We start from the raw sequence: 12,478 nt of genomic DNA, 5'->3' as shown, positions 1-12,478 counted from the left end.
AGTCCCCCTCAGCCCCCGTCAGCCACCAGCGCCTCCCGCACCAACTGCACCGGATGCCACGCGTTCCGTTCCGTGCCGTGGAAGATCTGCTGGCGGCACGAGGCGCCCGTGGCGACCACCACGGTGTCCTGCGACGCGGCCCGCACCGCGGGGAACAGCCGGTCCTCCCCCACGGTCATCGACACGTCGTAGTGCTCGGACTCGAAGCCGAAGGAACCGGCCATGCCGCAGCAGCCCGCGTCGAGCTCGGTGACCTCGACGCCGGGGATGCGGCGCAGCAGGGCGACGGTCGCCGCCGTGCCGACCTCCGCCTTCTGGTGGCAGTGGCCGTGGAAGAGCAGGGTGCGGCCGCTGAGCCAGGAGTCCTCGCGCAGGGGGAGGCCGCCGTCGTCGATGGCCTCGGTGAGGAGTTCCTCCAGCTGGCGGACGCGGCCGGTCACGGCCTCGCGCGCCGGGTCGAGCGGCAGCAGGGCCTTGTGCTCGTCGCGCAGCGTCATCAGGCAGGACGGCTCGCAGCCGGTGACGGGCGCCTCGGGGGGCGTGGTCTCCGTGATGCGGTGGACGAGCCGGCAGGCCCTGTCGCTCGCCTCGTCCAGGAGCCCCTTGGACAGGGCGGCGCGGCCGCAGCAGCCACCGCTCTCCAACTGCACGGCCCAGCCCGCGTGTTCGAGGAGTTCGACGGCGGCCCGGCCGATCTCCGGTTCGGTGTACGTGGTGAAGGAGTCGGCGAGCACGACGACCGGGCCCCGGGGTGCCGAGGCGACGGCGGCAGGGCGGCGGGTGAACCAGCGCACCAGGTTGCGGCGGGTGTAGCGGGGCAGCGGTCGGTGCGGGGTGATCCCGACCGTGCGGTGCAGCAGGCGGCGCAGCAGGGGGATGCGGCCGGGCAGGTTGGACACGGGGGCGGTGGCCGAGCCGAGGCGGTTGAGCAGCCGGATGGCGCCGAAGATCCGGGAGCGCAGCGGGGTCCCGTGCTCGTCGTGGTGGTGAGCGAGGGCCTCCGCCTTCAAGGACGCCATGTCGACGCCCAGGGGGCACTCGCTCTTGCAGGCCTTGCACATCAGGCACAGGTCGAGGACCTCGTGCAGGCGTTCGTCGCCGAGCGCCCGGTGCGGGTCGGGGGCGGACAGGGCCTTGACGAGGGCGCCCGCGCGGCCGCGGGTGGAGTCCTCCTCGTTGCGCGTGGCCATGTACGAGGGACACATCGCGCCGACGTCGCTCTTGCGGCACAGCCCGATGTTCATGCAGCGGTCGGCCGCGGCCCGCATGCCGCCCGCGACCTCGAAGTCGAGCCGGGTGCGCAGTCCGGGCGCGGGCGGCAGCGCGGCGTCGCGCAGGTGGTCGGTCATCGCGGGCGCGTCGACGATCTTGCCGGGGTTCAGCCGGTTGTCCGGGTCGAAGAGTCCCTTGACCGCGCGCATCGCCTCGTACAGGTCGTCGCCGAAGAGCGCGCGGTTGAACTCGCTGCGGGCGAGGCCGTCGCCGTGCTCGCTGGAGTTGACGCCACCGTACTCGGTGACCAGGTCCTTGATCTCCTCGGCCACCGCGCGCATGGTCTGCCGCTGCGCGGGGTCGGCCACGTCGAGGAACGGGCGGATGTGCAGACAGCCCACGGAGCAGTGGCCGTAGAACCCGGCGGTGAGGCCGTGCCGGTCGAGGACCTTCTTCAGCCTCGCGGTGTACGCGGACAGGTGGACGGGGTCGACGGCGGTGTCCTCGATGAACGCCAGCGGCCTGCGGGTGCCCTCGCTCGCCGCCATCAGCAGGCCGAGGCTGGACTTGCGGACCTTGAGCAGGGCGGCCTGGTCGGCGGGGGTGACGGCCGCGAGCGTGTGGTAGCCGTGCCCGTGCCGCCGCCACAGCTTCGTCAACCGCTGGACGCTCGCGAGGAGTTCGCGTTCGTCGTCGCCGGTGAACGACACGAAGAGGAGGGCGTCCGGGTCGCCTTCGAGGACGGTGGCCAACGAGGCGTACTCGATCTTCTGGCGGGACAGGTCGAGGATGGTGCGGTCCATCAGCTCGACGGCGGCCGGGTCGCAGGCGAGGGCGTCCTGGGTGGCCTCGATGGCACCGGCCACGGAGGTGAAGTGGCCGACGGCGAACGCGGTGCGCGTCGGTTTCGGCACGAGGTCGACCAGGGCGCGGATGCCGATGGCGAGCGTGCCCTCCGAGCCGACGACGAACTTCGCCAGGTCGAACGGGGTGTCCTCGCGGGCCAGCCGGTCGAGGCGGTAGCCGCCGGCCCGCCGCCAGTGGCCGGGGAAACCGGCTGCGATGGCGTCGGCGTTCGACGCGAGGAGCGCGGGCAGTTCGCGGTGGACGCGGCCGTCCAGGCCGGTGCCACGGGCCCGGTCGGCGTGCTCGTGCGCGGTGAGGGGCGCGAGGTGGGCGGTGCTCGCGTCGGAGAGCACCACGTCGAGGGCGCGGACGTGGTCGATGGTCATGCCGTACCGCAGCGAGCCGCTGCCCGCCGAGTTGTTGCCGATCATGCCGCCGATCGTGGCGCGGTTGCTGGTGGAGGTGTCGGGGCCGAACATCAGGCCGTGCGGTGCGGCGGCGCGGTTCAACTGGTCCTGGACGACGCCCGCCTCGACCAGCGCGGTGCGGCCGTCCGGTTCGAGAGCGATGATGCGGCGCAGGTGGCGGGACAGGTCGAGGACGATGCCCGGTCCCGTGGTCTGTCCCGCGAGGCTGGTCCCGGCGCCGCGCGGCACGACGGAGACGCCGTACTCGGCCGCGGCCGCGACGACCGCCTGCACGTCCTCGGCGTGCCGGGGGAAGACCACTCCCAGGGGGGTGATGGCGTACATGCTGGCGTCGCGGGCGAACAGATGGCGGCTGTAGTCGTCGAAGCGGACCTCGCCGTCGAGGTCGGCGCGCAGCCGCCGCGCGAGGTCGCCGCCGAGCGCGTCCCGCTCGGCCTCCGTGGACTCGGTGCTCGTGGTCATGCGACACGCTCCTGAAAGTGAAGGGGCGTACGGGGCAGGGGCGTTCGGTGGAGCGGGGCAGGGCTTGCCGGGCGTCCCCGGGGCGGGCGGAAGGGGCGGTGACGTGGCGTCAGTGGACGCGGAGGTGATCGAGGGCCGCCGCGACGCCGTCACGGCCGACGGGGATCCCGGCGAGTTCGAGCCCCATCTGCACACCGGCCAGCGTCCCGGCGAGGGTGAGGTCGTTGAAGTGGCCGAGGTGGCCGATGCGGAAGACCTTGCCCGCGAGGCGGCCGAGGCCGGTGCCGAGCGACATGTCGAACCGCTCGAGGACGATCTTCCGTACGGCGTCGGCGTCCTGGCCGTCGGGCAGGAGCACGGCGGTGAGCGAACCGGAGTGCTCGCGCTCGTCGGCGCACAGCACGTCGAGGCCCCAGCCGCGCACGGCCGCGCGGGTGGCGGCGGCGTGCCGGGCGTGCCGGGCCCAGACCTGTTCGAGGCCTTCCTCCGCGAGCATCAGCAGTGCCTCGTCGAGGCCGAACAGGAGGTTGGTGGCCGGGGTGGAGGGGAAGAACCCGGCCTCGTTCGCGTCGACGACCGGCCCCCAGTCCCAGTAGGACTTGGGCAGCCGGGACGTACGCGCGGCCGCGAGCGCCTTGTCGCTGACGGCGTTGAAGCCGAGGCCCGGCGGCAGCATCAGCCCCTTCTGGGATCCGGTGACCGTCACGTCGACGCCCCAGGCGTCGTGCCGGTACTCGATGGAGCCCAGCGAGGAGACCGTGTCGACCAGGAGCAGGGCGGGGTGTCCGGCGGCGTCGAGGGCGGCGCGGATCTCCGGGACGCGGCTGGTGACGCCGGTGGACGTCTCATTGTGGACGACGCAGACCGCCTTGATGGTGTGGGCCGGGTCGGCGTCCAGGTGGTGGGCCGCTGCCTCGGGCGACGCGCCGTGGCGCCAGTCGCCCGGGACGAACTCGACCTCCAGACCCAGGGACTGGGCCATGTCGCGCCAGAGCGTGGCGAAGTGCCCGGTCTCGAAGCACAGCACGCGGTCGCCCGGGCTGAGCGTGTTGACCAGGGCGGCCTCCCAGGCGCCGGTGCCCGACGACGGGTAGACGACCACCGGGCCCGCGGTGCCGAACACCGGCTTCAGGGCTGCGAGCACGCGGCGGGCGAGGCCTGCGAACTCGGGCCCGCGGTGGTCGACGGTGGGGGCGGACATGGCCCGAAGGACCCGGTCGGGGACGTTCGTCGGTCCGGGTATCTGGAGAAAGTGGCGTCCGGTCCTGACTGTCATGGCGCGGATCTCCCCTCCCCGCTTGTGCCGTGATACGGCACAGCGTATCGTTATGCGGCACGACGGAGCATAGGGTCCGGTCCGGAGGGGGTCAACGGTGCAGAACGTCCTGAACACCTTGCGCGTACTGGAGGAGCTCGCGGTGCGCCAGCCCGTGGGCGTGGCCGATCTGGCCCGCGCCATGGAGCTGCCGAAGAGCACCGTCCAGCGGGCGCTCGGCACCCTGCACACGGCGGGCTGGATCAAGCAGACAGGCACCCCCACCCGCTGGACGCTCACGACGAAGGCGCTGCTCATCGGGCGGCAGGCCACCGGGGAGCTGGACCTGCGGGACGTCGCCGTGCCGGTGATGGAGGGACTGCGGCGCACGGTGGACGAGACGGTGCACCTGGCCGTCGCGGAGGGCGAGCGGGTCGTGCTCGTGGAGCGCCTGGAGACGACCCAGCCGGTGCGGATCGTGCTGCCGCTCGGCCAGCACCTCTCCGGCCACGCTTCCGCCAACGGCAAGGCGATCCTGGCGGCCCGCTCCCCCGAGGCCGTCGAGCGCTATCTCACCCAGGGGCTCACGCGGTTCACGGACACGACGATCGACGATCCGGCCGCGCTGCGCGCCGAATTGGAGACGGTCCGCGCCCGCGGCTACGCCCTCAATCAGGGCGAATGGCGCGACGACGTCTCCGCTGTCGCCGCCCCCGTGCTCGGCCCCGACGGCTCGCCGGTGGCCGGCGTCAGCATCAACATGCCGAGCAGCCGCTGCGACCGCGACCGGCTCGTCGAACTGGGCGAACACGTGCGCGCGGCGGCCCGGAAGATCAGCACGGCACTCGGCCACCAGGCACCGGACGCGGCCCGCGCGAGCTGAACCGGGCGCCGATCACCCCACAACTCGGATGCGTCCGCACCCCCTTGACGGGGCGTGACCACCGTCACATACTCGCCTGCGTCGCAAAGGGGTTCCGCATGACGGAACCCTCAGTCCACTCTGCGGACAGTCCGGGCTCCAGAGGCTGCCCGCCCACGGCAGGGGCGCGGCTCCTCGGTGCCCCTCTGCCCCGGACGCCACCACGGGTCCCCTCCGCATGCTCGCAGTCGGCCACAGCCCGCGCACGATCCCAGGACCGCGCACTGTGACCGCCGCCCGAAGGCGAGGACGTGTCACATGGCAGACCATCTCATCGCGATCGGCGCACTGGTACTCATCTTCACCCTCTCCACCTTCACCTCCGTCCACATGGGGGCCCTCGCCCTCGTCGCCGCCTTCGCCGTCGGCTCGTCCGTCGCCGGCGAGAACGCGGACGACGTCTTCGGCGGCTTCCCGGGCGACCTCTTCGTCGTGCTCGTCGGCGTCACCTTCCTCTTCGCCATAGCGAAGAACAACGGCACCATCGAATGGCTCGTGCACGCGGCGACGCGCGCCGTCAGGGGGCGCATCGCGCTCATCCCCTGGGTCATGTTCCTCATCACCGCCACCCTCACCGCCGTGGGCGCGGTCGTGCCCGCGGCCGTCGGCGTCATCGCCCCCATCGGCATGAGCTTCTGCGTCCGCTACGGGATCAGTCCGCTGCTCATGGGCCTCCTGGTGATCAACGGCGCGAGCGCGGGCGGCTTCTCCCCCGCCGGCGTCTTCGGCAGCATCACCAACGGCGTCATCGAGCGCAACGACCTGCCGGGCGACCCCGGGCTGCTGTTCCTGATGTCGTTCCTGTTCAACGTCGCGCTCAGTGTCGTCGCGTACTTCCTGTTCGGAGGGCGGAGCCTGCTCGGGCGGCGGGCGGAGGACGGGAGGGGCGGCTTGGGCACGGGGGTCGGGGGCGCCCCGGCGACCGAGACGGCCGGAGGCGCCGACGGCCCGCCCACGGCTCCCGCGGGCTCCGCGCCCGCCCCCGCCCCCGGCGGCACCACCACGGTGACCTTCGCTCCCGCAACCGCCGACGTCGTCCCTCGCCTCGACCGTGCGCGCGTCCTGACCCTGCTCGGGCTGCTCGGCATGGTGGCGGGCGCCCTCTTCCTGGACTACAACGTCGGCCTGATGGCCTTCACGGTGGTCGTGCTCCTCACCCTCGTCGACGCCGACGCGGCGAAGGGCGCCGTCGACCGCTGCGCGTGGTCGACCGTGCTGCTCGTCTGCGGTGTCGTCACGTTCGTGGGCGTGATGGAGCGCATGGGCACCATCACCTGGCTCGGCGACAGCGTCGCGCAGATCGACTCACCGCTCCTGGGCGCCCTGTTGATCTGCCTCATCGGGGCCGTCGTGTCCGCCTTCGCCTCCACCACCGGCATCCTCGGCGCCCTGATCCCGCTCGCCGTACCGTTCCTCATGGACGGTCAGGTCGGGGCGGTCGGCCTCATCATCGCCCTCGCCGTGTCCTCGTCGGTCGTCGACTCCTCGCCGCTGTCCACGAGCGGGGCGCTGGTGACCGCCAACGCCCCGGAGGAGCAACGCCCGCAGGTGTTCGGCGCGCTCATGAAGTGGGGCATGTCGATGGCGCTCGTCGCGCCGCCGGCCACCTGGGCACTGTTCGTGGTGCCGGGGCAGGGCTGAGCGGACCTCCGTGCGGCGACTCCCCGGGGGCGCGCCTCCCCGCGAGTCCCGGGCGCGCCTTCCCCGGCGGGCCTCAGCCGTCCTGTCCGGGCGGCGGCGGGGGCTTGGGCGCGCCCGGCGGCGGGGCGATCTTCGCGTACGTCGTCGTCGGGCCCGCCCCGGCATCGGGCCCGGTGCCGGCCCCGGCACCCCCGGCCGCCGCGTGGCCGAGAAGTGCGTCGCGGCGGGCGCCGGGGTCCCAGCCGGTCTCCACGACCCGCTTCTGCATGACGATCGCGCCCGCCAGGACCACCGCGCCGATCACCAGCATCAGGATCGCGCCGCCCACGGTGCCCGCCTTGGCCGCGTTGCCCACGAGCGAGCCGAACCAGCCGAAGTCCGCGTCGCCGAACGTGGTGTTCTCCTCGCCGAAGGCGCCGAGGACCTTCAGGAGCAGCGCGGGCAGGAAGGTGATGAGGACGCCGTTGAGGAAAGCGCCGAGGACGGCGCCGCGCCGTCCGCCCGTCGCGTTGCCGTAGACCCCGGCGGCGCCGCCCGTGAAGAAGTGCGGCACGAGCCCGGGCAGGACCAGGGCGAGGCCGAAGGCGGGCTCGAAGATCCAGGCGAGCAGGCCGAGGCTGATCAGGCCGCCGACGAAGCTGGAGATGAAGCCGATGAGGACGGCGTTCTGCGCGTACGGGAACACGATCGGCGCGTCCAGGGACGGCACCGCGCCGGGCACGACGCGGTTCGCGATGCCCTGGAAGGCGGGCACCAGCTCGCCGAGGATCGTGCGGACGCCGAAAAGGATGACGGCGACGGCGATGCCGAACTGCAGCCCCTGCATGATCGATTGCATGACGTACGCGCCGACGTCGGACGCGGCGGGGCCGCCGTCGGTCGCGAACGCCTTGAAGGCGCTCTCCTTGCCGACCTTCGCGAGGAACACCAGGGACATGATCAGGTAGATGAGGACCATGGACAGCGCCGTCGCGACCATGGAGTCCCGCAGGAAGCGCAGGCCCTCCGGCAGCTTCATGTCCTCCGTGGACCGGCTGCGGCGGCCGACGACCTGCCCGGTCGCACCGGCGACGACGTACCCGGCGGTGCCGAAGTGCCCGATCGCGACGGTGTTGTTGCCGGTGACGCGCTTGGTCCAGGGGTGCGCGAAGGCGGGCATCGCGACCAGCATGATGCCGAGCAGGACGCCGCCGACGACGACCACGACCCAGGAGCGCTGTCCGGCGGTCGCGAGCACCATCGTCAACAGCGTGGCCATGAACAGCATGTGATGGCCGGTCAGGAAGACGTAGCGCAGCGGTGTGAAGCGGGCGAGGACCAGGCTGACGGCGAAGCCGAGGATCATCAGCCAGGCGACCCGGGACCCGTACTCGGCCTGGGCGATGCCGACGATGGCCTCGTTCGTCGGGATCACGCCGTGCGCGCCCGTCGAGCCCTGGATCATCTCGCCCAGCGGGGCGAGCGCGGCCACGACGAGCCCGGCGCCCGCGCCGATCAGCAGGAAGCCGAGGGTCGCCTTGATCGCCCCGCCGAGCACTTGGCCCGCCGACTTGCGCAGGGCGATCAGGCCGGCGGCGGTGATCAGCCCGATCAGGTACGCGGGCTGGCTGAGGATTTCGTTGACCAGGAACTTCGCTACGGAGACCAGCCAGTCCACGGCTCTCCCCCTCCTTTCTGGCTCTTTCTAGACGTCGTAGGTGTCCCGCAGGACACGGTCGGCCTCGGTGGTGGAGGTGAAGTCGTCGACGACCCGCACGGGGACGCCGACGTCGCCGAGGGTCTTGGCGATCTCCCGGGACGTGAGGATGGCGACGGCCTCGGAGGCCTTGCCCTTGGCGGAGATGGTGTCCGTGGCCTCGACGCTCACGTACCGGCTCCAGCCCCAGCGGTCCAGGACCTGCTCCAGGGTGTTCTTCAGGAAGAGGCTGGTGCCGAGGCCGTTGCCGCAGACGGTGAGGATCTTGTGCACGGCGGGCCCGGCGGCGGACGCGGACGCGGGTGCGGCAGCGGCTGCTTCGGCCCCCGCCCCGAGCCCGGCACCAGCCCCGACTCCGGCTCCAGCCCCAGCCCCAGCCCCAGCCCCAGGGGCAGCCCCCGCAGCTTCTCCGGCCCCCGTCTCCCCCGTCTCCCCCGCCAGGATCACGCGCACCGCCGTCGGGGTCGGGGCCACCCGCAGGGCCTCCGCCGTCTCCGGGTCCGCGAGCAGCCGGGCCAGGGAGGCCATCGCGTCGGTGTGCGCGGTGGCGTCCTTCGCGGCGAGGGCCACGACGAGGCCGACGGGGTCGTTCGTCTCGTGCCCGAACTCCACGGGCCGCGCGAGCCGCACCCACGCCATGCCCGTCCGCAGCACCGCGGGCGAGGGCCGTGCGTGGGCGAAGGCCAGGCCGGGGGCGAGGACGATGTACGGCCCGCTGTCCTCGACGGTCCGGATCATCTCCGCGGTGTACGCGTCCGTGCCGCTGCCCGTCGCCACGAGCAGGTCGCCCGCGGCGCGGATCGCGGCGCGCCAGTCCTCGGCCACGACGTCGAGCCGGATCGCCTCGACGGGCAGGAGATCGCTCACAGCCACCATGCGGTTGATCGTTTCACAGGCCGCAGGACACGGCAGCTTCAGCCGCCGCTCCCGGGTCGGCATCCGGTGGGCCGGGCGGTCGCCGAGGGAGCTGCGGCGGTGAAGGGGGTCATGGACGACGTCATCGCCGAGGCGCTCGGCGGCACGGACGGCGACTGGCACACAGGCGTGTCCGACCACGAGACTGACAGGAACACCGCTCACACCACGACGGCAGAGAAGGTGCACCACGTGCAGATCGACCTCGTCGGAAAGTCGGCCCTCGTCACGGGCTCGACCCAGGGCATCGGAGCCGCGATCGCCGCGGGCCTGGCCCGCGCCGGAGCGCGCGTTTCAGTGAACGGACGTACGAAGGAATCAGTCGACGCCGCACTTGAGCGGCTGCGCGGCGCGGACCCCGAAGCGGACCTGGTGGCGGCCCCCGGGGACATCACCACGGACGACGGCCTGGAGCAGGTGCTCGCAGCGCTGCCGCACACGGACATCCTCGTCAACAACCTGGGCGTCTTCGGGGCCGTGCCCGCCATGGACATCCCCGATGCCGAGTGGCGCCGGTACTTCGAGGTGAACGTGCTCACGGCGGTGCGCACGACGCGCGCGTACCTGCCGGGGATGAAGGAACGTGGCTGGGGCCGGATCCAGAACATCGCCAGCGACTCGGCCGTCGTCATCCCCGCAGAGATGATCCACTACGGCATGTCCAAGACCGCGCTGCTCTCGGTCTCCCGCGGCTTCGCCAAGGAAGCCGCGGGCACCGGCGTGACCGTCAACTCCGTCATCGCCGGACCGACCCACACCGGCGGCGTCGAGGAGTTCGTGTACGAGCTGGTCGACCGCGACCTCGAATGGGACCGGGCGCAGCGCGAGTTCATGCGGCTGCACCGGCCCCAGTCGCTGATCCAGCGGCTCATCGAGCCCGAGGAGATCGCGAACATGGTCGTGTACCTGAGCTCGCCCCTGGCCTCCGCGACCACGGGCGGCGCCGTCCGCGTGGACGGGGGGTACGTCGACTCCATCCTGCCCTGAGCCCGCTCCGGCCGACCGCGCCCCGCCCCTACCGGACGAGCCCGATCGCCTCGATCTCGATCATCCACTCCGGCTTGGCGAGCGCCGACACCTCGACGAAGGACTCCGCGAGCGGCGGCGTGCCCGTGAAGTACTCGGTGCGCAGCTTGCCGAAGACGTCCTGCTGCGCGATGTCGGTGACGTACACGGTCGCCTTGACGACGTCGGCGAGGCCGGAGCCCGCGTTGGTGAGGACCGTCGACAGGTTGGCGAGGGCCTGGCGGGCCTGTGCCTCGAAGTCGCCGGTGCCCACCGTGGCTCCGGTCGCGTCGATGGGCGCCTGCCCGGAGGTGAACACCAGGTTCCCGACCCGGACACCGAGCGAGATGCCGACGCCGTCGTACCAGTCGGGATCGGCGGTGACGCGGACGCGCTCGGTGGCGGAGCGGCCGGAGGCGGCGGAAGTCATGCGGGCTCCTCTGTGAGTTCATGAGATCACCGGGTCCCGGACCGCTGTTCGGTCCGGGACCCGCTCATGATCTTCAGCCGCGCGCTGCGCCCGGGCATTCCCGGGTGGGCACATCCGCCCGCCGCAACGGCCTGGTCAGCGCGTCTCCGACGCCTTCCGCAGCGCGGTGATGCAGGTGCTGATGGCCTGCTGGAGCTCCTCGAGGCGCTGGACCATGTCGTCCTCGTAGATGTCGTCGAAGTCGGCGGCGTCGTCGAGGGTCAGCTCCTCGAAGACCTTGGTGGCCTTCTGCAGGCTGCTGTAGAACTTCGTGCGCCGCTCCTGGACGCGCAGCTCGGGGTCGGCCTCGACGGTCTCTGCGACGAGGGTCTTCACCGTGTCGTACGCCTCCGCGGCCCACTCGCCGGCCTCTTCGTAGTCGTCGAGCTCGTCGAGGAGGGACAGGTGCCGCTCGGCCTCGGCGCGCAGTTCGGCGGGGGCGTCGAGGGTCTGCCCGGCGGGCGTGCGGATCTGGCCCTCCTCGGCGACCTTGCGGACGTACTCGATGCGGTCGGCGGCCCTGGTCTCGCCCGCGACGGCCTTCTTCAGCTCGTCGGTGCGGGCGATGTCGCGGGCCAGCTCGGTCTGGAGGGCCGGGTCCTCCTTCAGGCGGTCGAGCAGCGCGTGCCGGGCGGCCTGGGCGGTGGAGGGGTCGGCGAGGATCGCGGCGCGCAGCGCGGTGGGGTTCTCGGCGACCTCGAGGGCCTTGGTCGGGCGGATGCCCTCCGCCTCGGCGGCGGCGGTGATCGCGGTGCCGCGCGCGGAGGTGGCGCTGGAGCGCGGCACATAGTAGGTCAGCCACACGTCGGCGTCAGGGAGTTCGACGTCCGCGCCGGGAGTCAGTGCCTCGAAGTGCGGCACGAGGCCGTCGTCCGCGGCCTTGTCCCAGGCCTTGTAGTAGCGCATGACGCGCTCGGCGGAGCATCCAGCGAGCTCGGCGAACTCCTTCGCGGAGGCCTTCGGCGTGTCCTCGGCGGCCTGCCCGCCGGGCCGTACGCTGCGGGCCACCTTCAGGCCGAAGGTCCAGCCGCCGGTGCGGGCGTAGGCGCCGAAGTCGCGGGCGTCGCGCTCCACGAGTTCCCGGGTGCCGACCGGGTCCGCTTCCCGGCTGTCGGCCGGTTCGGCGGTTTCGGGCGCGACGATGGCTACGCTCACTGGTCACTCTCCGGGTGGGTCACAAGCTGCGAGGAAGCAGCAGGAAACGGAACGTACATCCTATATCGGCCCTCGCGCTCCCGAGCCGCGGACGGGGCCCGGGAGCGCGACCGCTGCCGGACGAGCCCTAGGCGGCGTGCCTCAACGGCCCGAGGACCGCCCGCAGTTCGGAAGCGACCTGGTCGGACTCCTCGTGCACCATGAAGTGCCCGCCCCGTCCCGGCGTGTTCCAGTGGCGCAGGTCGGCGAAGGTGCGCTCGGCGAGGCTCTTCGGGTAGCCCGCGTAGGCCGGTAACGCGTACGAGGGTCAGGAGGGCCCCGGACTGCGGTGCGGTCGGCTGAGTGCTTGCGCATCGGGTCATCTCCTTCCTGGAGCACGCGCGGACATCGGTGCCGCGCGGCGTGGATCGACCATCCATAGGGGGCCGGGGCGCGAACCATCGGGATCGGGGGCACCTTGGACCTAGGTCCG

9 protein-coding genes are annotated in these 12,478 nt (G+C 72.4%); 3 read left to right on the top strand and 6 right to left on the bottom strand.

The window, feature by feature from the left end; genetic code table 11:
* Nucleotides 1–8: 8 nt before the first annotated feature.
* Together QUY26_RS35750 and QUY26_RS35745 are read right to left on the bottom strand one after the other, a co-directional pair.
* Entirely contained in the window at nt 9–2,948 is a 2,940-nt protein-coding gene (locus tag QUY26_RS35750; RefSeq protein ID WP_289954092.1) for an FAD-binding and (Fe-S)-binding domain-containing protein, read from the bottom strand.
* A 109-nt stretch (nt 2,949–3,057) separates the two neighbouring features.
* A complete protein-coding gene (locus tag QUY26_RS35745; protein WP_289954090.1) occupies nt 3,058–4,224 on the bottom strand; it encodes a pyridoxal-phosphate-dependent aminotransferase family protein in 1,167 nt (388 codons plus the stop codon).
* A 97-nt stretch (nt 4,225–4,321) separates the two neighbouring features.
* Here QUY26_RS35745 and QUY26_RS35740 point away from each other — a divergent pair, with 97 nt between their 5' ends.
* Together QUY26_RS35740 and QUY26_RS35735 are read left to right on the top strand one after the other, a co-directional pair.
* The gene (locus tag QUY26_RS35740) at nt 4,322–5,086 is read left to right on the top strand and encodes an IclR family transcriptional regulator (RefSeq protein WP_289954088.1); all 765 of its coding nucleotides are present in this window, start codon (nt 4,322–4,324) and stop codon (nt 5,084–5,086) included.
* A 297-nt stretch (nt 5,087–5,383) separates the two neighbouring features.
* Nucleotides 5,384–6,766, top strand: coding sequence for an SLC13 family permease (locus tag QUY26_RS35735; RefSeq protein WP_289954086.1), 1,383 nt, complete (start codon nt 5,384–5,386; stop codon nt 6,764–6,766).
* 73 nt (nt 6,767–6,839) lie between these two features.
* Here the strand turns inward: QUY26_RS35735 and QUY26_RS35730 are convergent, their stop codons facing one another.
* Both QUY26_RS35730 and QUY26_RS35725 read right to left on the bottom strand, forming a co-directional pair.
* Nucleotides 6,840–8,423: a PTS ascorbate transporter subunit IIC gene (locus QUY26_RS35730; protein WP_289954083.1), complete on the bottom strand. Its 1,584-nt coding sequence runs from the start codon at nt 8,421–8,423 to the stop codon at nt 6,840–6,842.
* 27 nt (nt 8,424–8,450) lie between these two features.
* Nucleotides 8,451–9,338, bottom strand: a complete 888-nt coding sequence (locus QUY26_RS35725; protein ID WP_289954082.1) for a PTS sugar transporter subunit IIA — start codon at nt 9,336–9,338, stop codon at nt 8,451–8,453.
* A 231-nt stretch (nt 9,339–9,569) separates the two neighbouring features.
* Here QUY26_RS35725 and QUY26_RS35720 point away from each other — a divergent pair, with 231 nt between their 5' ends.
* Nucleotides 9,570–10,364 (top strand): SDR family NAD(P)-dependent oxidoreductase, encoded by a 795-nt coding sequence (locus tag QUY26_RS35720; protein WP_289956322.1) that lies wholly within the window; start codon nt 9,570–9,572, stop codon nt 10,362–10,364.
* A 28-nt stretch (nt 10,365–10,392) separates the two neighbouring features.
* On the opposite strand, the gene QUY26_RS35715 is transcribed toward QUY26_RS35720, so the two are convergent.
* On the bottom strand, nt 10,393–10,812 hold the full coding sequence (locus QUY26_RS35715) for a RidA family protein (RefSeq protein WP_289954080.1): 420 nt from the start codon (nt 10,810–10,812) through the stop codon (nt 10,393–10,395).
* Nucleotides 10,813–10,947: 135 nt separating this feature from the next.
* The gene (locus QUY26_RS35710) at nt 10,948–12,006 is read right to left on the bottom strand and encodes a hypothetical protein (protein ID WP_289954079.1); all 1,059 of its coding nucleotides are present in this window, start codon (nt 12,004–12,006) and stop codon (nt 10,948–10,950) included.
* Nucleotides 12,007–12,478: the final 472 nt, after the last annotated feature.

The sequence above is a fragment of the Streptomyces flavofungini genome, assembly GCF_030388665.1.
Classification (GTDB): Bacteria; Actinomycetota; Actinomycetes; order Streptomycetales; family Streptomycetaceae; genus Streptomyces; species Streptomyces flavofungini_A.
Note: the sequence above shows the minus strand (reverse complement) of the source record. Positions and strands in the feature narration are given on the sequence as shown.